This window comes from Dokdonella aquatica, assembly GCF_051987395.1.
Classification (GTDB): Bacteria; Pseudomonadota; Gammaproteobacteria; order Xanthomonadales; family Rhodanobacteraceae; genus Dokdonella.
Genome location: NZ_CP197094.1, coordinates 654,287 through 678,256, shown reverse-complemented (window position 1 = coordinate 678,256; position 23,970 = coordinate 654,287). Strand labels below are relative to the sequence as shown.

Genomic DNA, 23,970 nt, shown 5'->3' with positions numbered 1-23,970 from the left:
CGGTCTCCGGCGCATTCCGTCGGCGCGAATCCGCAGATCGTCGCCCGTACGCGGCGGGCAGCGTGGCCCGGCGAAAGACTGTGCGGCAACCGATGCCGCGGAGTCCCGCCATGTCCTCGACGATGCCCCTGGGCCGCAGCGTGCCCACATCCCGCAAGCCCGTGCGCTCCGGGCGCGACGACGGCAGGCCCGCGCGCTTCCTTCGCACCGCAGGCGCGCTGTGGCTCGGCACGGCGCTGCTCGGCCAGCTGCTGCTCGCGGCCTATGTCGTCGGCTTCTACGGTCGCACCGCGCTCGCGGGGCGCTTCGACGAGTGGGGCGAGGTGCTGCCGAAGGCGCCGTCCGCCGACGAGCCCTTCCTCGCCGGCGTGCTCGTGCTCCACCTCGCGTTCGCGGCGGTTATCCTCGTCGGTGGCGCGCTGCAGCTGCTGCCGCCGCTGCGGCGGCGCTGGCCGGCGTTCCATCGCGTCGTCGGCCGCGTCTATCTCGCCGCAGCCGTGATCCTCAGCGTCGGCGGCCTCGTGCTCGTGTGGGTGCGCGGCACGGTCGGCGACCTCTCGCAGCACCTCGGCATCACCCTCAACGCACTGCTGATCCTGGGCTGCGCGGCGATGGCGTGGCGGCACGCACGTGCACGTCGCCTCGATGCCCACCGGCGCTGGGCGCTTCGCCTGTTCCTCGTGGTCAGCGGCGTGTGGTTCTTCCGGGTCGGCCTCATGGCCTGGATCGTCGCCAACGGAGGACCGGCCGGTTTCGATCCGAAGACGTTCACGGGGCCGACCCTGACCACGCTGTCGTTCGCGCAGTCGCTGTTGCCGCTGCTCGTGCTCGAAGGCTTCCTGCGCGCGCAGGCCGGCGGCACGGCGGCCAGGATCACGATGGGCGCGTTCCTGCTCGCGGCGACCGGCGCAACACTGCTCGGCATCGGTGCGGCGACGATGATCATGTGGTGGCCGCGTCTGTGACCCACGCAGTGCTGCCTACCGCTGCACTATGCTCGCCGCCATGCCCGTGATGCCCACCTTCGATCGACCGCGCGGCCTCGCGCTGATGTTCGGCTGGCGCCGCGTGCGCGCGGTCGCGATCGCCGTGCTGCTGATCAGCCTGCTGCTCGGCTTCGGCTGGAAATCGGGCTGGTGGTCGCTCGCCGTGCGCGTGGCGATGCTCGCCTTTGTCGCGATGGTCGCGTTCGGCGTGTTCGAGCAGTGGCCCTCGCGCCTGCCACGCTGGATCGCGCGCTGGGTGCTGCAGGTCGTCGCGGTCGCGCTGGTGATGCCGGTGGCCGTGGTGACGATCTACATGGCTTCGACGCCGGCCGGCGCGCCGCCGTTCTGGGAGGAGCCGGACCGGCTCTCGGGCTTCGGCATGCTGCTCGTGTTCGGCGTGTTGATCGCACCGTGGGTCGCGCTCGGCGCACTCGTGCGCCAGAAGGAGGCACTCGCGCGCGAGCACGAGCTCGCCCTCGACCTCACGCGCAGCGAGCTCGAGCGTCAGGCCCTCGATGCACGCCTGCGCCTGCTGCAGGCGCAGGTCGCGCCGCACTTCCTGTTCAACACGCTGGCCAACGTGCAGGCGCTGGTCGCGGCGGGATCGCCGCGTGCGCCTGCCGTGCTCGACAGCCTCACCGCCTACCTGCGTGCGAGCGTGCCGCGGCTCGGCGACGGCGCGACCACGCTCGGCGACGAGCTGCGCCTCGTGCGCGCCTACCTCGAACTCATGCATCTGCGCATGCCGGATCGCCTGCGCTTCGCGCTGCATGTCGACGAGGGCATGGAGACGCAGGTCTGCCCGCCGATGACGCTGCTGACCCTCGTCGAGAACGCCGTGCGCCACGGCATCGATCCGGCCGAGGAGGGCGGTCGCATCGACGTGCATGTCGAACGCGTCGGCACGCGCTGCCTCATGCGCGTCGTCGACACGGGCGTGGGCCTCGGCGCGAGCGAACGCGCCGGGCTCGGCACCGGACTCGCCACGCTGCGCGAACGCCTGCGCCTCGCGTTCGGCGTCGGCGCGCACGTGCGCATCGAAGGCCAGTACCCGCACGGCACGAGCGCCGAACTCGATCTGCCGCTGCGCGAGGTGAAGGCATGAGCACGCGACCGACCGCGCTCGTCGCCGACGACGAGCCGCTGCTGCGCGAAGCGCTCGTGCTGCAGCTCGCGCGCGCGTGGCCGGAGCTCGAGATCGTCGCGCAGGCACGCAACGGCCGCGAGGCGATCGAACGCTTCGATGCGCTCGCGCCGGACATCTGCTTCCTCGACGTGCACATGCCCGGCCTCAACGGCATCGATGCGGCGCGCCATGTCGCGCGTCGTGCGCATGTGGTCTTCGTGACCGCGTTCGACCGCTACGCCGTGCAGGCCTTCGACGAAGGTGCGCTCGACTACCTCGTCAAACCGGTCGAGCCCGCGCGCCTAGCCGACACGGTCGCGCGCCTCAAGGCTCGCCTGTCCGCCGCGTCACCGGTCGCGCCTGCCGAGTCGCTGCTCGCGCAGCTCGCCGAGCTGATACAGGCCAAGCCACGCGAGGAACCGCTGCGCTGGCTGCGCGCGCAGTCCGGCACCACGCTGCGCCTCATCGCCGTCGAGGACATCGACTACCTGCGCGCCGACACCAAGTACACGCGCATCGCCTGGCGCGACGCCGGCCGCCCTGCCGACGCCCTCGTGCGCACCCCGCTCAAGGACCTGCTGCCGCAACTCGATCCGCAGCTGTTCGCCCAGGTCCACCGCGCCGTCGTCGTCAACCTGCGCGCGATCGCCCACGTCGTCCGCGAAGACGACGCCGCGACGATCCACCTGCGCGATCGCCCCGAGACGGTGCCGGTGAGTCGGAGCTGGTTGCATCTGTTCAAGCAGATGTAAACGGCAACAGCGTCCCGGTGCATGTCGAGGTCATTCGGGCAGAGGATGCGACTTCGTCTGCCTGGAGCGGCGGCTTCTGCACGACTGGAAGGTTGAGGCCTCCAGTGGGCAGGCGCGACATCAGCTGCTGGATGTGTAGATGGCGAGGCCACTGTTTCTCGACGCCACCGTGGCGAGGATGCTGTCCTTCCGTTGCTGGGTTGCGCTGCAGTAGATCCGATCGAGGAACCGCTTCTTTCCGGCAATCGAGGCCATGTCGATGGCACTGTATCCTCGCGCGTCGCCATAGACCCGCTGAGGATCGGCTCCCCGCAGGAGAAGAAGATCCACTTTCAGGTCATGCAGGAACGCATCGTCACTTTCCGATGCTGTCATCCAGAGCTCTCGATCCAGGAAAAACAGTATCGAAGGAATCTTCGTCACCATGAGGAACGCCAGAAGGATGACGATCGTCGCCGTGTTCCCGATCCTTGCGGCACGGTTCTTCATGTTCAATCATCGGGATGTGACATGAGTCGGCGATGCCTGTTTTTCTACTTCGTTTTCGAGGAGGGATGGGATTCTTCTGCTTCGGACTCGCCGTTCACGACGCCTTCCCAAGGCCCCATCCTGTCGAGGGTGGATCGACGAGCTTCCAGCTCGGACCGGAATGCGTACGGCTTGCAGTGGTCAGGCCACCCGGGAGCGCTTCGGAGATCGAACACGACATCGGCATGCAACTTCAACGCTTCCTTGCCGGTGCGTGCAAAAGACACCGTCCCGGACGTCGCCTGGCCATGGCATCCCGACCCTCCAGGCATGAAGCTGAGCCCGGATCCGAACGCGGCCTTGACTCGATCACTTGGCAGCTCGACGACCTCCCCATCGGCGACGCCACGGTCGATGACGAAGGTGAGCTTCAAGAAACCTTCGCGATCGGTCCGGTTCGGAGAATATCTGCGAAGACCGACAACAAGATTGTCTCCATCGCGAATGCGGTGGCATGCGAGCGCAGCTTCTCTGTACCCGACGTCGATGCAGGATGCGCTGATGGACGCCGCATCGTCGACGAAGAAGATGGTCTCGACGCCTCCGCTCCGCACAAGCGCGCAGCCCGGCATCGCACTCATCGTCGGCGCCAGTATCGCCATCGTCATCCATGCGTGCTTCACGATGAGCCTTCCTTGGGGATCGATGTCGATGTTGCCTAAGGTCTCGCTGCCGTCGCGCCGCGATGTGGCGGCGTGAAAGGATTGCCGGCACGACTGCGCCGGATGAGCAGTCGTTCACAGGTCGGACACCTTGGCGATCGCGATCCTTTCCACATCGCCTTCTTGGCCGTGCAGAAGCATCTCGCATCGAATGATGCGTCCCACCATGGGCCCATCCACGATGAAATGCCCAAGATTGGACAACTCTCGCCCCTTTGAAAGGGAGTAGATCCTGCTCCTGTAGCCGATGTCGATGGACATGTCTCCGCAGGACAGATGGCCTCTGGTGGACGTGTTGATGGGGCCTTCCATGCTCCCGTAGACAAGATGACCACCTGCGTACCTGAATTCGATATCGAAGGTCCGCGCTTCTCCGTACCTGACATGCTCGCTCGCAATGGTGGAGTAGAAGTCGTCAGGAGGAGCCAGCAGCGCGAACATGGTACCTAGCATGGTGGAGTGGTGATGGCGGAGGTACCAGGCTGAAACCGGTTTGAGGAAGAAGGCGCCTGCCAGGATCAGGACTGCGGTCGGAAGTGCTGCGAACAGGATCAGGCGATTCGACGGCATGGCATGCATCCGGTGGGGTCATCCCTTGGCGTTTCGTCCCGGCATGCCGTGGAAGGGGTCATCATCTGCTTTCCCATCATGAGCGATCGTCGCCGACCATGCGCGCCGCGACCATGCCAGCGCCCATGGCAGCAGTCGTCGGCTCAGGCGATCCGAGTGCCGTAGGAAAACGCGGAGGGTTGTGTGGGAAATTTCGTACGCGCTCCGATGTCCCGCGCATCTGGCCCGAGCCGACGTGGGGTTGCCGGACGGACGATCGCAGGGTTGAATGTGCGCGATCGACCTCATGCCGGCACGCGCTGGACGACGCTCGCCATGGCCACGCAGTGTCGTTTCCTTACCGTGATGCCGCGAATGACGATGAGGCGGTCCCTCGTCGCGGGCAACAGCCGGTCGTCCCGCATGGCCAGCCCGTCGCGCCGTCAGGCTCAGGCGCTACCGATCCGACATCATTGAGGTGGCAATGGAACTGCGCAGGCGTGCCGTGGATCTGGTCAAGGGATTGGTGCTGGGGCGTGATTGGGCGAAGTCGAGACCGGCACACCCGAACGGTCATTTCTACTCTCCCGTCGTGAACACCGAGGAAGCCGGCAGAAGCTCATCGGAGCTGTGGCCGGAAGAGCCCGAAGTGCTCGGTATCGACTTCAACGAGGAGCAGCACAGGGACTGGCTGTCGAACCTGTTCCCGAAGTATTTCCGGGAGTACGACTACGAGGAATCGGGCGACGAGGAGAATGGCGACGGCAGCTTCTTCACGCAGAACTCCCAGTTCGGTTGGCTGGATTCGCGCGTGCTGTTCGCGCTTCTCCGGCACTGGAAGCCGAGGCGTTTCATCGAGATCGGATCGGGGTTCTCGAGCATGCTGGTCATGGACGTTAACAGGCGATTCCTTGGCGGCCGCATGCACGTGACCTGCATCGAACCGTATCCTCGCCGCTTTCTCAGAGACAACGCCGGCGCGCTCGGGCAGCTCGTGGAGAAGAAGGTGCAGCAGGTGGATCTCGCCGTCTTCGAGGACCTTCAGGCCGGCGACGTTCTGTTCATCGACAGCTCGCATGTCGCCAAGACGGGCAGCGACGTCAATCACATCTACTTCAACATCCTCCCCAGGATCCGAAGGGGCGTGAAGATCCACATCCACGACACCTTTCTTCCCGACGAGTACCCGAGGCAGTGGGTGATCGACGAGAACAGGAGCTGGAACGAGCAATACCTCGTGAGGGCGCTTCTCATGTTCAGCGAGCGCTACGAGGTGGAGTTCGGTTGCGCTTACGCGTTCAGGACGATGCCGGATCTCGTTGCGAAGGCGCTGTCGAACCCCGATGGCAGCGTCTTTGGCGGCGCGAGTTTCTGGATCAGTTCCCGAGAGCGTTGAGGAGCGCAGCCAGGACTTGCCGTGCCGCGCGTTCACGCGAGACATCCCGCATGCGTGGACCCGTCGCCGGGCCGCCTGAATCCGCTGTGCTGCAGGACAGGAATCCCGGAACGGCGGCGCATCGGGCGGAAATACGTCAGGCCATCATCGCGCCGTGACGATGTCCGCAGCGCGACACGGCATCACTCCACCGTCACCGACTTCGCCAGGTTGCGCGGCTGGTCCACGTCGGTGCCGCGCAACACGGCGACGTGGTAGGCGAGCAGCTGCAGCGGCACGGTGAACACGGCGGGGGCGATGAGGTTGCCGCCGGAGTCGACCTTGATCACCGCGCCGCGGACGCCGTCGTCGCGGATTTCGACATCGTTGTCGGCGAACACGAACAGCTCGCCGCCGCGGGCGCGGACTTCCTCGAGGTTGGACTTGAGCTTCTCGAGCAGCTGGTTGTTCGGCGCGACCGTGATGACGGGCATGTCCTCGTCGACGAGCGCGAGCGGGCCGTGCTTGAGCTCGCCGGCGGGGTAGGCCTCGGCGTGGATGTAGGAGATTTCCTTGAGCTTGAGCGCGCCTTCGAGGGCGACCGGGTAGTTCGCACCGCGGCCGAGGAACAATGCATGGTTCTTGCTGACGAAGCGTTCGGCGAGCGCGGCGATCTGCGGCTCGAGTTCGAGCGCATCGGCGATGCGGCGCGGCAGGCTGGCGAGGTCGCCGACGAGGCGCGTGTAGCGTTCTTCGGCGAGGCCGTTGAGGCGCGCGAGTTCCAGCACGAGCAGCGCGAGCGCGCTGAGCTGCGTGGTGAAGGCCTTGGTCGAGGCAACGCCGATCTCGGGGCCGGCGCGCGTCATGAGCACGAGGTCGGATTCGCGCACGAGGCTCGATTCCGGCACGTTGCAGATCGCGAACGAGCCGAGGTAGCCGCGCTGCTTGCCCTCGCGCAGCGCGGCGAGCGTGTCGGCGGTCTCGCCCGACTGCGAGATCGCGAGGAACAGGCTGTCCTTCGGCACCACGACCTTGCGGTAGCGGTACTCGCTGGCGACCTCGATGCTGCACGGAATGCCGGCGAGGCCTTCGAGCCAGTACCGCGCGACGAGGCCGGCGTGGTAGCTCGTGCCGCAGGCGACGATCTGCACGTGGCGCACGCGCTCGAGGAGTTTGTCCGCATCGACGCCGAAGATGTTGGGCAGGATGCGGTCGCCGGCGATGCGGCCTTCGAGCGTCTCGGTGACCGCGCGCGGCTGCTCGAAGATCTCCTTGAGCATGTAGTGGCGGTACTCGCCGCGCTCGACCGCGTCGGCCGAGAGTTCGCTCGTGTGCAGGCGGCGTTCGACGGCCTGACCGGCCTCGTCGTAGACCTGCATCGTCGTGCGAGTGAGGTCGACGAGGTCGCCTTCGTCGAGGTAGACGAACTGGTTGGTGACCTTGATGAGGGCCTGCACGTCCGAGCCGAGGAAGTGCTCGCCGATGCCGATGCCGACGCACAGCGGGCTGCCGCGGCGCGCGCCGATGACGCGATCGGGTTCGGTTCCGCTGACCACGGCGATCGCGTAAGCGCCGTGCAGGCGCGGGATCGCGGCCTGCACGGCCTCGCGCAGGCTGGTGCCGTCGCGCATGAGGTGGTGCACGAGGTGGGCGATCACCTCGGTGTCGGTGTCGGACGTGAAGCGGTAGCCGAGGCCGCGAAGCTCCTCGCGCAGTTCGGCGTGGTTCTCGATGATGCCGTTGTGGACGACGCCGACCGACCCTTCCGACAGGTGCGGATGGGCGTTGGCTTCGTTCGGCACGCCGTGGGTCGCCCAGCGCGTGTGCGCGATGCCGGTGGTGCCGGCCAGCGGCTGCGCGGCGAGGCGGGCCTCGAGTTCGCGCACCTTGCCGACCGTGCGGGCGCGCTCGAGCGCGCCCCCGTTCACGACCGACAGGCCGGCGGAGTCGTAGCCGCGGTACTCGAGCGCCTGCAGGCCGGCGATCAGGATCGGGACGACATCACGCTGCGCGGCGGCGGCGACGATTCCACACATGGGAATTCCTTTCTCGAGAGGGGGCGACGGGCACCACCGGAGGCCGGCGGCGGCACGGAACGTGAATGATAAACGGTCGGCATGGCGGAGCGCGGGCAGGCCTGGGGCAGGCCGCGGGCACGGTGGCACCTTGATGGTCCATGGCCCGTGGCATCGCTTGCGATCAGGGAGCCTGCGGTGGGCTGGCTGCCCCCGGACGGGCGCCGCAATCGGGTCGAGGCGGTGGCACGGTTCATGGGGGCGACAAGATCCGCCGGTAATGTGAGAATTGCGTCACAGAATCAACGGGGCCCCGGGGGGCTGTCAATGCGTTCCGCCGAATATCGCGAACCCGATCCGAATGCTTCGCCGGATGCGAGGCCGATCGGGATCCTGGAGGGGTGGATGATCCGTTTCCTGCGTGAACAAGGTGCGCGCTGGCTGCTGTTGCTGGCGGGCTGTGAATTCGTGCTGCTCGTGCTCGCGATGGTCGCGGCGATGCATGTGCGTTACTGGAACGAGCCTGGCTCGTTCGCGCTGCACTCGGAATACCTGTTCGTGCGTGCGCTGCTGTTCGCGGGCGTGCTGATCGGCGCCCTCGCGGCGCTCGGCCTTTACCAGCCTCGCCTGCGCGAGAGCTGGTTCGGCATGTTCGCGCGCCAGCTCGTCGGCTTCGGCTTCGGCTGGATCGCGGTGGCGATGCTGTACTACGTGATCCCGCAGCTCTACGTCGGCCGTGGCGTGCTCGGTCTGGCGCTGCTGATCGGCTTCCCTGCGCTGCTCGCGTTCCGGGCCGTGTTCATGCGCCTCGTCGATGTCGAGGCGCTCAAGCGCCGCGTGCTCGTGATCGGATCCGGGCGCCGCGCCGCGATGGTCACCCAGCGCATGCGTCGCCGCGTCGACCGTCGCGGCTTCAACCTCGTCGGCTTCATGCCGATGCCGGGCGAGACGCTCGCGGTGCCCGAGGGCGAGGTCGTCGACGTCGGCGAATCGCTGGCGGCGTACGCGCAGCGCATGGGCATCAACGAGATCGTCGTGGGACCGGACGACCGCCGCGGCCAGCTGCCGATGGAGCAGCTGCTCGAGTGCCGTCAGCTCGGCATCGCGGTGATCGACCTCGTCACGTTCTTCGAGCGCGAACTCGGCAAGGTCAAGCTCGGCCTCATCGAGCCCTCGTGGCTGGTGTTCTCGTCGGGCTTCGACGCGACGCCGCTGCGTCGCTTCAGCAAGCGCGCGTTCGACGTGGTCACTGCGCTCATCGTGCTGCTGCTGTCGTGGCCGCTCATGCTCGGCGCGGTGATCGCGATCCGCCTCGAATCGGGGCGTGGCGCGCCGATCCTGTACCGCCAGGAGCGCGTCGGCGAGCGTGGCCGTCCGTTCCCGCTGATCAAGTTCCGCAGCATGCGCACCGATGCCGAGAAGGACGGCGTCGCGCGCTGGGCGACGGCCGGCGACGATCGCGTCACGCGCGTCGGCCGCTTCATCCGCAAGGTGCGCATCGACGAGCTGCCGCAGCTGTGGAACGTGCTGCGTGGCGACATGAGCCTGATCGGCCCGCGTCCCGAGCGTCCGCAGTTCGTGGCCGAGCTCGCGCAGAAGATCCGCTATTACGAGCTGCGCCACTGCGTGAAGCCGGGTCTCGCCGGCTGGGCGCAGCTGAACTACCCGTACGGCGCGACCGAGGAAGATGCGGCCGAGAAGCTCAAGTACGACATCTTCTACGTCAAGAACCACAACCTCATGCTCGACCTCATGATCCTGATCCAGACGGTCGAGATCGTGATCTTCCGGCGCGGCGCACGATGAGCGGCACCTCGTGGCGGCAATGGGCCGCGCGTTCGCCGCATCCGCTCGCACGCGCCGCGCGCGGCCTGCGCAAGCGCCTCGTGCATTTCACGCTGCCGGCGCCGCGCGTGGTCGTGCTGCCGATGCTGTGGGTGTTCCTCGCGCTGCGCGCGGTGGTGTTCTTCGTGCGCAGCAAGTTCATCGCCGAGCCGCTGCTCAAGGCCTATGCGACGCGCGTCGGCCGCGGCGTCACCGCGGGCATCTACGTGCCGTGGGTGATCGGCCGCGGCGAGCTCGTGCTCGAGGACTACGCGCGCTTCGACGGCAAGGTATCGATCAACTTCGCGGCGAGCTTCGTCGCGCGGCCGCGCCTCGTGATCGGCGCGTACACCGACGTCGCCCACGGCACGAGCTTCGTGGTCGGCCGCGAGATCCGCATCGGCGCGCACGTGCAGATCGCCGCCAACGTGTCGTTCCGCGATTCGGGCGGCCACGCCAGCGATCCGGAACTGCGCAAGGCCGGCGCGCCGCCGTCGGACGACGACGTCAAGGCGATCGTCGTGCACGACAACGTCTGGATCGGCAACGGCGCGATGATCCTGCCCGGCGTCGAGATCGGCGAGGGCAGCATCGTCGCGGCGCGTTCGATCGTCTCCGGAACCGTGGCCCCGTACACGATCGTCGCCGGCAATCCCGCGCGCAGGGTCGGTACACTGCCGCGTCCCGGCGAGGCCGCGACCGCCGAAGCGACGCCGCCGCCCGCTTCCTGACCATCGCCGCAGAAGGCGGCCACGTGCCGCCCGCGTCGACACACTCCACCTTCCAAGACCCGGAACCTCCATGGAAACGATCCAGGCCCGCATCCGCGCCTTCATCCACGAGACCTTCCCGACCCAGGCCGGCACCGAGCTCGACGCCGGCACCAGCCTGTTCGACGCCGGCGTGATCGATTCGATCGGCGTGCTGACGCTGGTGACGTGGCTCGAGCAGGAGTTCGAGATCGTCGTCGACGACGACGACGTGGTGCCCGAGAACCTCGACGGCATCGCCCGCCTGACCGCCTACGTCGAGGGCAAGCGCCGCGACGCGGGGCTCGACGCATGAACCGCTACGAGCAGTTCCTGCGCGACAGCGCGCAGCGCGATCCGTCGCGCACGGCGATCGTCGCCGGCGGCGAGCGCACGAGCTACGCCGAGTTCGACGCACTGGCCGACCGCTTCGCCGGCGGCCTCGTCGGCGCGACCGGCTTCGCCAACGGCGAGCGCTGCGTGCTGTTCCTCGACAACCGCGTCGAGACCGCCGTGGCGATCTTCGGCACCTTGCGCGCCGGCGGCATCTTCAGCGTCATCAATCCGACCACGAAGGCCGAGAAGCTCGCCTACGTGCTCAACAATTGCGAGGCGTCGGTGCTGGTCACGCAGGCCAGCCTGCTGCCCGCCGCGCTCGCCGCGGCCGCACAGGCGCCGAGCGTGCGCCGTGTGGTCGTCGTCGGCGAGGGCGCCGACGAGGCCGCCGGCACGACGCCGCGCATCGGCTGGGACGAACTGCTCGCCACACAGGCACCGCTCGCGCCGGCCGGCCTCGACATCGACCTCGCGATGCTCGTCTACACCTCGGGGTCCACGGGCCATCCGAAGGGCGTCATGATGACGCACAAGAACATGGTCCACGCGGCCACGTCGATCACCACCTACCTCGATTCGCGTGCCGACGACGTCGTGCTCAGCGTGCTGCCGCTCGCGTTCGACTACGGCCTCTACCAGCTGCTCATGTGCGTGAAGGTCGGCGCGACGCTGGTGCTCGAGAAGTCGTTCGCGTTCCCGCAGAAGATCCTGCCGATGCTCGCCGCGGAGAAGGTCACGGGCTTCCCGCTCGTGCCGACGATGGCGGCGCTGATCGTGCAGCTGCGCAACTTCAATCCGGACTGGGCGCGCAGCGTGCGCTACCTGACCAACACCGCGGCCGCGCTGCCGCCGGCGCACATCCTCGCGCTGCAGGGGCTGTTCCCCGAGGCGCAGGTGTTCTCGATGTACGGCATGACCGAGTCCAAGCGCTGCACCTACCTGCCGCCGGAACAGCTCGCGAAGCGCCCCGACAGCGTCGGCATCGCGATCCCCGGCACCGAGGTGTGGGTCGCCGACGACGACGGCAAGCCGGTGCCGGCGGGCACGGTTGGCGAGCTCGTCGTGCGCGGCGGCCATGTCATGCAGGGCTACTGGCGCAACGAGGAAGCGACCGCGCGCACGCTCAAGCAGGGCCGCTACCCGTGGGAGAAGGTGCTGCACACGGGCGACCTGTTCCGCATGGACGACGAGGGTTTCTGCTACTTCGTCGGCCGCAAGGACGACATCATCAAGTCGCGCGGCGAGAAGGTCAGCCCGAAGGAGATCGAGAACGTCCTCTACGCGCTCGAGGGCATCCGCGAGGCGGCCATCGTCGGCGTGCCCGACGAGGTGCTCGGCAAGTCGCTTAAGGCGATCGTCGTGATCGCCGAGGACGTGAAGATCGAGGCGCGCGACATCATCGCGCACTGCCGTGCCCACCTCGAGGATTTCATGATCCCGCGCGAGGTCGAGTTCCGCACGGCGCTGCCCAAGACCGGCACAGGCAAGATCCGCCGCGCCGCGCTGCAGGCCGAAGCCGAAGGTCGCGTGCTGCCGGCCGACGACGAGTGAAACCGGCGGGTCGGCGCGATACCGCGCCGACCCGCACCGATCAGACCAGCGCCTCGACCGCGTCCGGGTGGCTCAGGAACGCGCGCGGGCTCGCGCTGCGTCCGTAGGCACCGGACTGGAACACCGCGACGAGGTCGCCCGGCTCGGCATGGTCGAGTTCCATTCGGTCGGCGAGCAGGTCGAGCGGCGTGCACAGCGGGCCGACCACGCTCGCGACCTCGCGCTCGCCGCCCTCGCCCGAGGCGCTGACCGCGACCGGATAGTTGCGGCGCAGGACCTGGCCGAAATTGCCCGACGCGGCGAGATGGTGGTGCATGCCGCCGTCGACCACGAGGAACACCTGGCCGCGCGAGATCTTGCGGTCGACCACGCGCGTCACGTAGACGCCGGCCTCGCCGACGAGGTAGCGGCCGAGCTCGATCACGAGATGCGCGCCGGGCAGGTCCTTGCCCGCACGCTCGGCGAGCGCAGCGAGGTTGTCGAGCACGGGGGCGAGATCGAGCGGCGCTTCGGTCGGCGTGTACGGGATGCCGAAGCCGCCGCCGAGGTTGAGGCTGCGCACGGGAGACGGGAACAGGTCGCTCCATTCCAGCGCCTGGTCGTAGCACTTGGCCTGCGCCTCGACGATCGCCGCGTGGCGCAGGTTCTGCGAGCCCGCGAACATGTGGAAGCCCTCGAAGGCGAGGTCGGCCTCCCTGATCGCGCGCAGCATGTCCGGCACGAGCTCGGCATCGATGCCGAACTGGCGTGCACCGCCGCTCATCTTCATGCCCGAGGCCTTGAGCTCGAACGGCAGGTTCACGCGCACCGCGACGCGTGCACGCGTGCCGCTGCGCTCGCTGGCGCGTGCAAGCACGCCGACCTCGCGGAACGACTCGAGGTTGACGAGGATGCCGGCGGCATGGGCCTGCTCGAGTTCGCGATCGGATTTGCCCGGTCCCGCGAAGCTGATGTGTTCGGCAGGCATGCCGGTATCGAGCGCGACGCGCAGCTCGCCGGCCGAGGCCACGTCGAGGCCGTCCACGAGCGTCGCCATGTGGCAGACCAGCGCCGGCATCGGGTTGGCCTTCATCGCGTAATGCAGCAGCACGCCGGCCGGGAAGGCCTCGCGCAGGGCGCGTGCGCGACGGGTCAGGCGGCCGCGGTCGTAGAGGTAGCACGGCGTGCTGCCGACCGCGTCGACGACGCGCGCGAGCGGCCGGCCGCCGACGAGGAGCTCGCCCGAGGCATCGCGGGGCCAGGGATCGCTGCCGGACCAGGCGGCGGGAGGCGGGGAAACGGTGCTCACGGGGGCGTTCCTTGTGGCGCTGGGAGGGTGGGGAAAGAGCTGCCGGGGCGCCGGCCGCGCAGCCTAGCAGAGTCGCAGAATGGTGTTCGGAGGTCCTTATGGACGTCTGGACACCTTTCTTTTCGAAGCCGAATGTCGACGGTTTCACCGATTCCGCGATACGATTTCGCGTACTCGCCCACAGATGGGGAAGGTCTGTGGCCGGGTTCACGAACGGGTCGGTTTCGCGGCTGGATCATTCGCCGCGACCCGCGCCGCATCCCCGTGTTTCCATCGAGGACGTCATGAGCGCGAGGCATGGCGAGGACCCACGCATGACCCGCAACCTGCTCCTGACGACCCTTCTGGCGCTCGCGTCGACACCGCTCCATGCCGTGGAGTGGTTCGTGTCCACGACGGGCAACGACTCGACCGGCACCGGTTCCGAGCAGACGCCGTTCCGCACGATCAAGCGCGTGCTCAGCACCAGCAACGGCGTGGCGCGCGCCGGCGACACGATCACCGTGCGCGGGCCGGCCGGCAACGCGACCTACAACGAATGCGACGTGCGCCTGCGCGTGCCGCTGACGCTGCGCTCCTACCCCGGCGAGCGCGCGCGCATCCATTGCGCGATCACCACGCCCGACAGCGTGACGATCCAGATCGACCCGGCCGCCTCGGGCAGCCGCATCAGCAACCTCACGGTCAGCGGCGGCGCCTACTACGGCATCATGCTGCAGACCGGCTGGTACCGCGGCGGCGGCGAGCACCTGACCGGCGCGTCGGATGTCGTGATCGAGGACGTGCTGATCCACGACACCGGCCGCGACGGCATCAAGGTCACCCCGCGCTCGGACCGCGCCACGATCCGCCGCGTCGAGATCCGCAACACCGGTGCGATCTACCCGGCCGGCACGCCGCTCGACAACCGCAACGCCGACGGCATCGACAACGTCAACGGCTCGGGCATGGTCGTCGAGGACAGCTACATCCACGACATCTCCACGACCGGCCTGTACTTCAAGGGCGGCTCGGCCGATGTCATCGTCCAGCGCAACCGCATCGAGAACACCGGCATGGCCGGCATCCTCGTGGGCTTCGACACGAGCCCGGAATTCTTCAACCTCGACGTCAACCCGCAGTACTACGAGTCGGTGCGCGGCATCGTGCGCAACAACCTCGTGCGCAACACCGACTACGCCGGCATCGGCCTGTACGCGGCCAAGGATGCCCTCGTCGCCAACAACACGATCGAGAACGCCGCACGCGTCGGGCACGCCGCGATCTACTTCGGCATCACGTTCCAGGACTGGGATCCGAACGCACGCCGCCCGCCCTCGATCAACCCGCGCGTGCTCAACAACCTCGTCATCAAGAGCGCCGGCCGCTGCATCGACGTGCGCTACTCGAACGAGCTCGGCGGCCTGTCGGGCCTGCAGGGTTCGCCCGGCACGAACTTCAACGGTTTCCAGGACGCCGGCTGCCGCTTCCACGACGCGCGTCCGGGCAGCAGCATCTCCTCGGGCGGCACGCTGGCCCAGTGGCGCACGCAGAACGGCGTCGATGCGAACAGCATCGTCGGCACCTTCAGCGTGGATGCGACCGGCCACCTGCCGGCCGGCAGTGCCGCGATCAACGCGGGCACCACGGTGCCCGAAGTCACCGACGACATCGATCGCCAGGGCCGCGCCGCGCCTTACGACATCGGTGCCGACGAGACGCAGTCGAACGCGATCTTCCGCAACGGCTTCGAGTGACGCGCGCTCACGCGCCATCGCGATGGCGCACGCGGGCATGGAAGTCGAGCAGTTCGAGGATGTTGTTGCGCCACTGGCGGTGCTCGGTGACGTAGGCACGCGCCGCGGCGCCGACGCGTGCGAGGGCGGCGGTGTCGCGACTGCGCTCGAGGACCTGCCGCACCGCCTCGTCGAGGTCGTCGGCCTTGAACATCCAGCCCGTGCGGTCCTCGACGACGACCTCCTTGATCGGCTCGAAATCCGGCGCCACGGGCGGCACGCCGCAGGCCATGAACTCGAACAGCTTGACCGGCGAGGTGTAGTCGCCGGCGCTCGGCAGGATCGCCATGTCCATCGCGGCGAGCAGGCCCGGCACGGCGTCGTGGCCGACACGCCCGGTCAGGATCACCTGCTCCGAAAGACCGCGTGACGCGACGAACTCCTTGAGCGCGGGGAAGGTCGCGCCGTCGCCGACGAGCAGCAATTTGAGGTGGGGATTGTCCGCGAGCCGGTCGGCGATGCGGTGCACGAAGCGGTCGATCGCGTGCCACGGCACGAACGCGCCGAGGTAGCCGCAGACCACCGAGCCTTCGAGGCCGTAGCGCATGCGCGCCTCGTCGCGCTGCGCCTGGGTGAAGGTGAACTTGTCGATGTTGGCCGCGTTCGGCGTGACGATCGCCGCGGCCATGTCGGGGTGCGCGGCGCGCGCGCGGTCGCGGAACACGCCCGACACGAACACGAGGCCCGAGGCCTTGCGGAACACGCTGCGCTCGATCGCCATCGCAATGCGGCGGAAGAACAGCGGACGCACGCGGTAGACGGTCGCCGAGTCGTTGACCTCGAGGATGATCGGGATGCCGCGCCTGCGTGCGGCGCGGATGCCGGCCCACATGAAGAGCGAGTAGCGCTCGTAGATGAAGTCGACGTCGGGGTTGTCGCGCAGGTACGTGCGCAGGCGTGATCCGGCGACGAGGTTGTAGGCGATCTCGACCAGCTCGAACAGCGGCTCGGGGAGCTTCGTGACGAAGCTCATCCACGGCTTGGCCTGCTTCGTCGGCGACATCGCCTTGGGTGACGAATACGGATCGGCACCCGGCAGCGAGATGATGTCGACGTGCACGCCCTCGGCGCGCAGCGCGTCGGTGATGCCACGGATGTGCACGCCCTCCACGGCCTTGCCCTGGGTCCGGTGGTGGTAGAGCACCTTGCGTACGCGTGGTGCGTCGTGGTCGGCTGGCATCGTGGCGTTCCTGTCGGGAGGTCCGGCCGCTTCGGGCGTCCGGGCAGTGGGCGTGGAGGCGCTCATTCGTCCTCGTCGGCGGCGGTCAGGTGCAGCGTCGCGGGCAGCGTCGTCGCGCCGAACGCGTGTCCGAACACCGGGCGACGACTGCGCTCGCGGAAGCCCGCGGCGGTCCATCCGGTGGTGCCCTCGACGGGGCCGGCATACTCGACCGAGACCGCTGCGTAGCCGCCGTGGCGTGCCGCGCGCAGCAGCGCGTCGATGTAGGGCCTGCCGAGTCCGACCGCGGCATCGTCGGACCAGAAATCCACGACCTGCAGCACCTTGCCGTTGTCGCGGCAGGCGAACCACGCGCGCAGCGTGCTTCCGGAGGGATCGGCCAGCAGCAGGTAGCGCGTCTGCGCGAGCGGGGACTCGTCGAAGCGCCAGCGCGCGAACGTCGCGTCGCGTACCGCGGCGAGGCCGCGCGTCGCCGGTGCCGCGGCCCACAGCGCGTCGAATCGCGGATCGGCCTGGGTGGACCAGCTCGAGAGCAGCGGTGCGTTGCCGAAGCTGCGCCAGGCGTCACCGAGGCGTCGTGCGACGTCCACGAGCGCGCCGGCGACCGCGGCGAGGCCCTGCGGCAACTTGCGCGCGAGGTAGCCGGCGTGGCGCAGCACGCGGGCGTAGCGCACGATGTCGCCGAGCTTGGCGTAGCCGGAGCGCTTGAACACCGGCGCCGCGCGCGGGTTCGGGAAGCCGTAGAGCAGGTCGAACCGTGCATCGCCGGCGGCGAGGAAGCTCGCCTGCAGCATCATCGCCGGGCCGAGGGCGCGATGCTCGGGGACGACGGCGAGGTCGACCAGCACGCCCGCGCGCACGTCGCGTCCGTCGACCAGCATGCGGCGCGGACCGGCCGTGGCGATGCCGACCGGATCGCCCGACGCGTGGCGCAACAACTTCATCGCCGGTTCGCCGAACGGACATGCCGTGTAGAACCAGTCGAACTTGAGCGGCATGCGCGCGTCTTCACCGAGGTTGCCACGCCAGATCGCGAGCGCGGCCTCGCGATCGCGCGCGGGCGTCCCGTCATCGACGCGGTAGGCCGCCTCGCTCACGCGCCGCGCTCGCGCTCGGGTGTCGGGTCGACCAGCACCGCGGAGCGGTGCAGGTAGGCCGTGGTGCGGCGCTTGTTGCGGATGTCCTCGTAGACGGCCTCGGCGCGTGCGACGTCGATGCCGAGCGCCGTGGCGAGTTCGGCTGCGGGGCGCTCGTGGTTGAGCGCCCACAGCGCGAGGTCCATCGCGCGGTACGGCAGTGCGAAGTAGAACTCGTCCTGGCCTTGCGAGAGGCTGTAGGTGTCGGTGGTCGGAATCGCCGCGCAGACGCGCTCGGGCAGGCCGAGGAAGCGCGCCATGCCGTAGACCTGCGACTTGTACAGGTGCGCGATCGGCTTGACGTCGGCGGCACCGTCGCCGTTCTTGACGAAGAAGCCCTGATCGTACTCGAGACGGTTCGGCGTGCCGACGACGCCGTAGTTGAGGCGGTCGGCGTGGTAGTACTCGAGCGTCTTGCGGATGCGCTGCTTGAAGTTCGTCGCGGCGACGATCTGCAGGTACTCCGACAGGCCGAGTGCGACGTCGTGCGTGGCCCCGGCCGGGTCCTCGGCGACGAGGCGGAACTGGTTGATGCGGCCTTCGATGCCGCCGTCGATGACGATCTTGAAGCGCCAGCCCTCCGCGTACGCCGGCAGCGCGCGGCGCACCGCGTCGTCGCGCGCCGCGTAGCAGCCGATCGCGGCGAGCGCGGGGGCGATGTCGACGGTTTCGGTGCGCACGCCGAGGTGGTCGGCGAGGATGCCGGCGCGCACCGCGCTGTCGTCGGACGAATCGCGCTCGGGCAGGATCAGCGCGTGCACGCGCTGCGGTCCGAGCGCGCGCACCGCGAGCGCGAGGCTGCACGAGGAGTCGATGCCGCCCGAGATCGCGACGACGAGGCCGCGCCGGTGCAGCGTGCGCGCGGTGATCTCGCGCAGGCGCCCGGCGATGCGATCCGCCTCGCCGGCGTAGTCGATGTCCAGCACGTCGTACGTCAATGCACTCACGGGGCCTCCTGCAGCGATGGTGGGGTGACGAGGTGCGCGCGGCGCACCTTGCCCGATGCGGTCTTCGGCAGCGCCTCGACGAAGTCGACCTGACGCGGCACCTTGTATGTGGCCAGGCGCGTCCGGCAATGCGCGCGGATGCGGTCGGCGTCGAGTTCGGCGCCTTGTGCGCGCACGACGAAGGCCTTGATGGCCTGGCCCAGCGTGGCGTCGTCGATGCCGGCGACCGCAACCTCGGCGACGCCGTCGACTTCGGCGATGGCTTCCTCGACGTCGAGCGGATGCACGCGGTGTGCGCCGGTCTTGATGATGTCGCTGCGGCGCCCGGCGAGGAACAGGAAGCCGTCGGCGTCGAGGCGGCCCTCGTCGCCGGTGCGCAGCCATCCGTCGCGCAGCACGCGCGCGCTGGCCTCGGCATCGTTCCAGTAGCCGGTCATGACGCCCGGGCCGCGCGCCCAGACCTCGCCTTCCGCATCGGGCGCAACGACCTCGCCGTGTTCGTCACGGACCTGCAGCTCGACGCCGCCGATCGCGCGGCCGACCGAGCCGGCCTTGGCCTCGAACTGCGCAGGCGGCAGCCAGGTCAGGCGCGCGGTCGCCTCGGTCTGCCCGTACATGACGAACACGCTCGCCTGCGGCAGCGCCGCGCGCAGGCGTGCGCCGAGCGCGACCGGCATCGCGCCGCCGGCCTGGGTGAGGTAGCGCAGCGCGGACAGGTCGTGGCCGTCGAACGCGGCGCGGTCGAGCAGCAGCGCGAACGTCGAGGGCACGCCCGAGAATCCGGTCGCGCGTTCGCGCGCGAGCGTGCCGACCACGAGGTGCGGGAACACGAGGTTCGATTCGATCACGAGGCGCGCACCGGCGGCGAGGTGCGTATGCAGCACCGACGCGCCGTAGGCGTAGTAGAACGGCAGTACCGATACCGTACTGTCCGAGGCCCCGAGTTCGAGATAGGCGAGGATCGCGTCGACGTTGCTGGCGAGGTTGGCGTGGCTCAGTGCGACGCCTTTCGGCGCACCGGTGGTGCCCGAGGTGTAGAGGATCGCGGCGAGCGCGCCGTGCTCGACGGCGCAGGGTTCGGGCAGGGGATCCGTCGCCAGCACCGCGCGCCAGTCGGTCGACGGTTCGGCGTCGGGCGCGTCGAGCACGAGGCGCCCGGCAGCGTCGGCCAGTCCGGCCGCGGCGAGCATGCCGTCGGGATGCGTCGACTCGACGACGACGAAGCGTGCGCCGGCATGGCGCAGCCACGGCGTGAAATCCCGCTCGCGCGCCTGCGCGTTGAGCGGCACGACCACGGCACCGGCCAGCCACGCGCCGTAGGTCGCGACGACCGCCTCGAGGCGGTTCGGCAGCACGAGCGCGACGCGATCGCCGGCGACCACGCCGCGTGCGCGCAGCATCGCGGCGAAGCGCAGCGACGCATCGGCGAGTGCGCCATAGTCGAGCGCGACCTGCGCGTGCGCAAGCGCGACGCGACGCGGCGTCTCGCGTGCGTGGTCGAGCAGGCGGGTGGCGAGCAACCGCATGGCGGCGGCGTCAGGCCTGGCGCTTGCGCGCCACGAACGCGTCGATCGCGTCGATCGAATCGAAATGGGCCGGGATCATCTCCTCGGGCGCGACGCGGATCGCGTAGCGCTCCTCGAGGAACTCGATGAGCTCGAGCACGCCCGTCGAATCGACGATGCCGCCGCGGATCAGCGAGGCATCGTCGGCGACGGCGGAGGCGTCGTCCGTGAAGAGGAAGTTCTTGAGGATGAACGAGCGGATCGTCTGCTTGGAATCCATCGTCACAGCGCTTGTTCCATGTGGTTGGGCAGGCACCCGCATGCGGTCCGGCGGCTCGTCGCCGCCGCGTCGCATGCCTGGCCTGGAAAACGCGCGAAACCCCTGCGCGTGATTGTGCCCGATCGGACCCGTCGCCGGGCAGGGCGTCGGGGGCGGGTCGAGGGGGTCATGCGGCTGCCCGGCGCGCGTCGCGCAGCCCGGCCTCGATCAGCATCGTCGACAGGATGCCGACGAAGGCCTGGTTGTCGGCGAATCCCGTGGCACGGCCCGCCCGGCACTTGTCGAACAGGCGGGCCGCGGCGGTCGGGTCGAAGCAGCCGGCATCGCGCAGGCGTGCGGGCGAGAACTGCTCGGCGACATAATCCAGCGGCGCGCCGCCGACGAAGAAGCTCGCGCTGTCCGGTGCGCGGTACGGCTGTTTCGTGCGCGTGGCGATCTCGGGCGGCAGCAGGTCGGCCAGCGCCTTGCGCAGCAGGTATTTCTCGGTGAGCCCGTGGATCTTCCACTGCGGCGGCAGGCGGCTCGCGAACTCGACGAGGCGATGGTCGAGGTAGGGCACGCGGCCCTCGATCGACGCGGCCATCGCGACGCGGTCGCCCTGTGCAGCGAGCAGGTAGCCGGCCAGCAGCGTCTTGGCCTCGACGTACTGGTCGCGCGCGATCGGCGACCAGGTCGAGATCGCGTCGGGCAGCGTCGCCTCGTAATGGGCGACGGGATCGAAGCCGCTCACCGCCTCGCGCCAGTCGGCCGACAGGAATTGCAGCGCGCGTTGCGACGTGGTCCAGCGCGGCACGTGCGCGAACACCGGGCTGCCCGCGTGCTGCATGCCCTGGCCGAAGAACGACTGCGCGAACGCCGCGTGCTGCACGGGCGAGCGGGCGAGGTAGCCGTAGAGCCTGCCGAGCAGCAGCGGGCGGAATCGCGACTCGGGCTGGCGCGCCCAGAAGCGCCTGACCTTGGCTTCCTTGAAGAGGTCGTAGCCGCCGAACACCTCGTCGGCCCCTTCGCCGGTGAGCACGACCTTGTAGCCTTGCTCGCGCACCATGCCGGCGAGCAGCATGAGCGGTGCGCCGGCCGTGCGCAGCACCGGCGAACCTGCGTGGCGCACGAAGTCCGGGAATACCGTGCCGATGTCGCGCGAACTCACCCGCAGCGTGCTGTGGTCGGTGCCGAGGTGGCGCACCATCGCCTGCTGCTGCGCGCTCTCGTCGAACTCGGCGTCGTCGAACGCGACCGAGAACGTGCGCACCGGTGCATCGGTGAAGCGGCGGATGATCGCGACCAGCCCCGACGAATCGAGGCCGCCGCTGAGGTAGGCGCCGACGGGCACGTCGGCACGCAACTGCAGGCGCACCGCATCGACGAGCAGCTCGCGCAACGCGCCGGCAGCCTGTTCGGCCGAGGCGTAGGGCGTGGTGTCGCCGTGGGCGGGGAAGGTCCAGTCCCAGTAGCGCCGCAGCGTCTCGCGGCCGTCGTGCTCGATCGCGAGCACATGGCCCGGCGGCAGGCTGCGCACGCCGCGGTACACGGTGTCGGGATCGACGCAGGCCCAGTAGCTCAGGGCCTGGGCGACGCCGCGCGGATCGAGTTCGGCGCATTCCGGAAGCACGGCGTGCAGCGCGCGCGGTTCGGACGCGAACCAGGTGCGGCCGCGCGCGCGGGCATGGAACAGCGGGCGTATGCCGGTGCGGTCGCGCGCGAGCACGAGGCGTCGCGCGCGCGCATCCCACAGCGCGATCGCGAACTGGCCGTTGAGGTGGTCGACGAACGCGTCGCCGTAGCGGTCGTACAGGTGCACGATCACTTCGGTGTCGGACTGCGTGTAGAACACGTGGCCTTGCGCGACGAGCGTCTCGCGCAGTTCGACGTAGTTGAAGATCTCGCCGTTGAACACGGTCCAGACCGCGCGGTCCGGGTTGTGGATCGGCTGGTCGCCGGTGGCGAGGTCGATGATCGACAGGCGCGCATGGGCGAGGCCGATGCCGTCGCCCTCGTGGTAGCCGAAGCCGTCGGGGCCGCGATGGCGCAGCGTGCCGATCATGCGCTCGAGCAGCATGCGCGGCGGCATCGTGCCGTCGCCGTGTCCGAGGAAGCCCGCGATGCCGCACATCGGTCCGTCCTCCTCAGCCGCGCAGCGCGACGATGGCGGGACCGGCCGGCGCGAGCGCCGGCGGTGGCGACTTGCCGCGCAGCAGCGAGACGATGCCGCGCTCGAGCGCGAGCCGCCACGTCGCCGGACTGATGCGGATCCAGTGCATCGGGCGGCGGTGCGTGCTCATCATGCGCTTGTACTCGCTCGCGCCGGCCATGAAGTCGTAGGCCTGCAGGCCGGCGGCCTCGTAGTGGCGGATCGCGAGCATCTGGGCGAGGTAGCCGGGACGATCCTCGCGCTTGAGCAGGCCGTAATGCAGGCCGCTCGAGTAGAAATGCGCCCAGCCGTCCCAGACCAGGTGGTAGAGGTAGCCGACGAGGTGCTCGCCGGCGGTCACGCGCATGATCTGGGTGAGTCCCTCGGCATGGCCATGCACGACGAGGTCCTCGTGGAACCGGCGGAACGGCGCGCTCGCGAACGAACCCGGGCGGCCCTTGGCGCGCCAGTAGCGCGTATGCAGCTCGTCGAGCTCGCCGAACCACGCGAGCGCGGTCCGGGGATCCGGCGCGAGCTCCAGGCGCGGCTCGCCGAGCGCCGCATACGCGCGCTCGGTGCGGCGCAGGCCGGCGCGCGTGCTCTTGCTGAGGCGGTGCAGGTAGTCGGTCCCGGCCGCGCGCGTCGCGGCGAGGTCGACGAACCACGAGGCATCCTCGTGCTCGGTGAAGGCGCGCAGGCCGGCCGGCATCGCACGTGCGATCCAGTGGCCGTGGGTCGAACCGCTCAGGCGCAGCGCGCGCCACGAACGATCGCTGGCCCCGAGCATGCCCAGCAGCGCGGCGTAGGCGGCTTCGGCGTGCGTCTCGCGAACGAGCAGGCCCGTGTACTCGACGGTGATCTCGTCGAGCGTCGCGTCGCCGGTCTCCTGCCAGTGCAGCATGCGGCTGCCGAAGATGCGCCGCGTGCCCGATTCCTCGACCTCCACGAGCAGGCCGAGGGCGACGACGTCATCGCCATCGGAGGCACGGAACACGAGTGCACGCGCGCTCGCCGGCAGCATGGCCAGCCATGTCGACACCCAGCGCCACGAGGTGAACGGCGAGCCGGTCGCGCCGGCTTGCAGCCGGCACCAGGCATCGTGCAGGTCGGGACAGTCCGCGACATCGAGCAGCTCGGCACGCGTGATGCGTGCGCCCGTCATCCGGTGGCGCCCGTGACGGGCCCGGGCGGGGCGGGTAGGGGGAACGGCGTGGGGCACGCGCCGCGTGCTGCCTGGTCCATGGTCGGCATGAGGTCGTGTCGCGCAAAGCGGAACCC

Annotated in this window: 21 protein-coding genes; 9 read left to right on the top strand and 12 right to left on the bottom strand. The window is 69.2% G+C overall.

Annotation, left to right across the window (positions count from 1 at the left end; translation table 11 throughout):
* The first annotated feature begins 110 nt into the window (after positions 1-110).
* Genes ACQQ2N_RS02910 through ACQQ2N_RS02900 form a run of 3 tightly spaced genes read left to right on the top strand, consistent with a single transcriptional unit; the run spans position 111 to position 2,864 of the window.
* Positions 111-965: a DUF2306 domain-containing protein gene (locus ACQQ2N_RS02910; protein ID WP_440224175.1), complete on the top strand. Its 855-nt coding sequence runs from the start codon at positions 111-113 to the stop codon at positions 963-965.
* A gap of 49 nt (positions 966-1,014) precedes the next feature.
* On the top strand, positions 1,015-2,091 hold the full coding sequence (locus ACQQ2N_RS02905; protein WP_440224174.1) for a sensor histidine kinase: 1,077 nt from the start codon (positions 1,015-1,017) through the stop codon (positions 2,089-2,091).
* Positions 2,088-2,864 (top strand): LytR/AlgR family response regulator transcription factor, encoded by a 777-nt coding sequence (locus tag ACQQ2N_RS02900; RefSeq protein ID WP_440224173.1) that lies wholly within the window; start codon positions 2,088-2,090, stop codon positions 2,862-2,864. Before ACQQ2N_RS02905 ends, ACQQ2N_RS02900 begins: the two co-directional genes overlap by 4 nt.
* A gap of 120 nt (positions 2,865-2,984) precedes the next feature.
* Here ACQQ2N_RS02900 and ACQQ2N_RS02895 read toward each other — a convergent pair whose 3' ends face one another.
* The 3 genes from ACQQ2N_RS02895 to ACQQ2N_RS02885 all read right to left on the bottom strand — a co-directional run bounded on the left by ACQQ2N_RS02895 (position 2,985) and on the right by ACQQ2N_RS02885 (position 4,624).
* Entirely contained in the window at positions 2,985-3,353 is a 369-nt protein-coding gene (locus ACQQ2N_RS02895; protein ID WP_440224172.1) for a hypothetical protein, read from the bottom strand.
* A 44-nt stretch (positions 3,354-3,397) separates the two neighbouring features.
* On the bottom strand, positions 3,398-4,015 hold the full coding sequence (locus ACQQ2N_RS02890; protein WP_440224171.1) for a hypothetical protein: 618 nt from the start codon (positions 4,013-4,015) through the stop codon (positions 3,398-3,400).
* 114 nt (positions 4,016-4,129) lie between these two features.
* A complete protein-coding gene (locus tag ACQQ2N_RS02885) occupies positions 4,130-4,624 on the bottom strand; it encodes a hypothetical protein (RefSeq protein WP_440224170.1) in 495 nt (164 codons plus the stop codon).
* A 484-nt stretch (positions 4,625-5,108) separates the two neighbouring features.
* On the opposite strand from ACQQ2N_RS02885, the gene ACQQ2N_RS02880 reads away from it, so the two are divergent.
* A complete protein-coding gene (locus ACQQ2N_RS02880) occupies positions 5,109-5,999 on the top strand; it encodes a class I SAM-dependent methyltransferase (protein ID WP_440224169.1) in 891 nt (296 codons plus the stop codon).
* 182 nt (positions 6,000-6,181) lie between these two features.
* On the opposite strand, the gene glmS is transcribed toward ACQQ2N_RS02880, so the two are convergent.
* Positions 6,182-8,014, bottom strand: coding sequence for a glutamine--fructose-6-phosphate transaminase (isomerizing) (gene glmS, locus ACQQ2N_RS02875; RefSeq protein WP_440224168.1), 1,833 nt, complete (start codon positions 8,012-8,014; stop codon positions 6,182-6,184).
* Between the two features lie 384 nt (positions 8,015-8,398).
* On the opposite strand from glmS, the gene ACQQ2N_RS02870 reads away from it, so the two are divergent.
* From ACQQ2N_RS02870 to ACQQ2N_RS02855, 4 genes are all read left to right on the top strand, one after another.
* Positions 8,399-9,799 carry a TIGR03013 family XrtA/PEP-CTERM system glycosyltransferase gene (locus ACQQ2N_RS02870; protein ID WP_440224167.1) on the top strand — a complete coding sequence of 467 codons (1,401 nt, stop codon included), beginning with the start codon at positions 8,399-8,401 and terminating at the stop codon, positions 9,797-9,799.
* A complete protein-coding gene (locus tag ACQQ2N_RS02865) occupies positions 9,796-10,548 on the top strand; it encodes an acyltransferase (RefSeq protein WP_440224166.1) in 753 nt (250 codons plus the stop codon). The genes ACQQ2N_RS02870 and ACQQ2N_RS02865 overlap by 4 nt, the downstream gene beginning before the upstream one ends.
* A 70-nt stretch (positions 10,549-10,618) precedes the next feature.
* A complete protein-coding gene (locus ACQQ2N_RS02860; protein ID WP_440224165.1) occupies positions 10,619-10,882 on the top strand; it encodes a phosphopantetheine-binding protein in 264 nt (87 codons plus the stop codon).
* Entirely contained in the window at positions 10,879-12,453 is a 1,575-nt protein-coding gene (locus ACQQ2N_RS02855) for a class I adenylate-forming enzyme family protein (protein WP_440224164.1), read from the top strand. Before ACQQ2N_RS02860 ends, ACQQ2N_RS02855 begins: the two co-directional genes overlap by 4 nt.
* Before the next feature lie 40 nt (positions 12,454-12,493).
* On the opposite strand, the gene ACQQ2N_RS02850 is transcribed toward ACQQ2N_RS02855, so the two are convergent.
* Positions 12,494-13,741 (bottom strand): pyridoxal-dependent decarboxylase, exosortase A system-associated, encoded by a 1,248-nt coding sequence (locus ACQQ2N_RS02850; RefSeq protein WP_440224163.1) that lies wholly within the window; start codon positions 13,739-13,741, stop codon positions 12,494-12,496.
* Between the two features lie 314 nt (positions 13,742-14,055).
* On the opposite strand from ACQQ2N_RS02850, the gene ACQQ2N_RS02845 reads away from it, so the two are divergent.
* Entirely contained in the window at positions 14,056-15,477 is a 1,422-nt protein-coding gene (locus ACQQ2N_RS02845; protein WP_440224162.1) for a right-handed parallel beta-helix repeat-containing protein, read from the top strand.
* A 7-nt stretch (positions 15,478-15,484) separates the two neighbouring features.
* Here the strand turns inward: ACQQ2N_RS02845 and ACQQ2N_RS02840 are convergent, their stop codons facing one another.
* From ACQQ2N_RS02840 to ACQQ2N_RS02810, 7 genes are all read right to left on the bottom strand, one after another.
* Positions 15,485-16,696, bottom strand: coding sequence for a glycosyltransferase (locus ACQQ2N_RS02840; protein ID WP_440224161.1), 1,212 nt, complete (start codon positions 16,694-16,696; stop codon positions 15,485-15,487).
* 62 nt (positions 16,697-16,758) lie between these two features.
* Positions 16,759-17,793, bottom strand: coding sequence for a hypothetical protein (locus tag ACQQ2N_RS02835; RefSeq protein ID WP_440224160.1), 1,035 nt, complete (start codon positions 17,791-17,793; stop codon positions 16,759-16,761).
* On the bottom strand, positions 17,790-18,779 hold the full coding sequence (nadE, locus tag ACQQ2N_RS02830) for an NAD(+) synthase (protein WP_440224159.1): 990 nt from the start codon (positions 18,777-18,779) through the stop codon (positions 17,790-17,792). The genes ACQQ2N_RS02835 and nadE overlap by 4 nt, the downstream gene beginning before the upstream one ends.
* Positions 18,776-20,305: a class I adenylate-forming enzyme family protein gene (locus ACQQ2N_RS02825; RefSeq protein WP_440224158.1), complete on the bottom strand. Its 1,530-nt coding sequence runs from the start codon at positions 20,303-20,305 to the stop codon at positions 18,776-18,778. The genes nadE and ACQQ2N_RS02825 overlap by 4 nt, the downstream gene beginning before the upstream one ends.
* A gap of 10 nt (positions 20,306-20,315) precedes the next feature.
* Complete coding sequence (locus ACQQ2N_RS02820; protein ID WP_440224157.1) at positions 20,316-20,564, bottom strand: acyl carrier protein; 249 nt, start codon at positions 20,562-20,564, stop codon at positions 20,316-20,318.
* 166 nt (positions 20,565-20,730) lie between these two features.
* On the bottom strand, positions 20,731-22,674 hold the full coding sequence (gene asnB / locus ACQQ2N_RS02815) for an asparagine synthase (glutamine-hydrolyzing) (RefSeq protein WP_440224156.1): 1,944 nt from the start codon (positions 22,672-22,674) through the stop codon (positions 20,731-20,733).
* 13 nt (positions 22,675-22,687) lie between these two features.
* Positions 22,688-23,854: a GNAT family N-acetyltransferase gene (locus tag ACQQ2N_RS02810; RefSeq protein WP_440224155.1), complete on the bottom strand. Its 1,167-nt coding sequence runs from the start codon at positions 23,852-23,854 to the stop codon at positions 22,688-22,690.
* Positions 23,855-23,970: the final 116 nt, after the last annotated feature.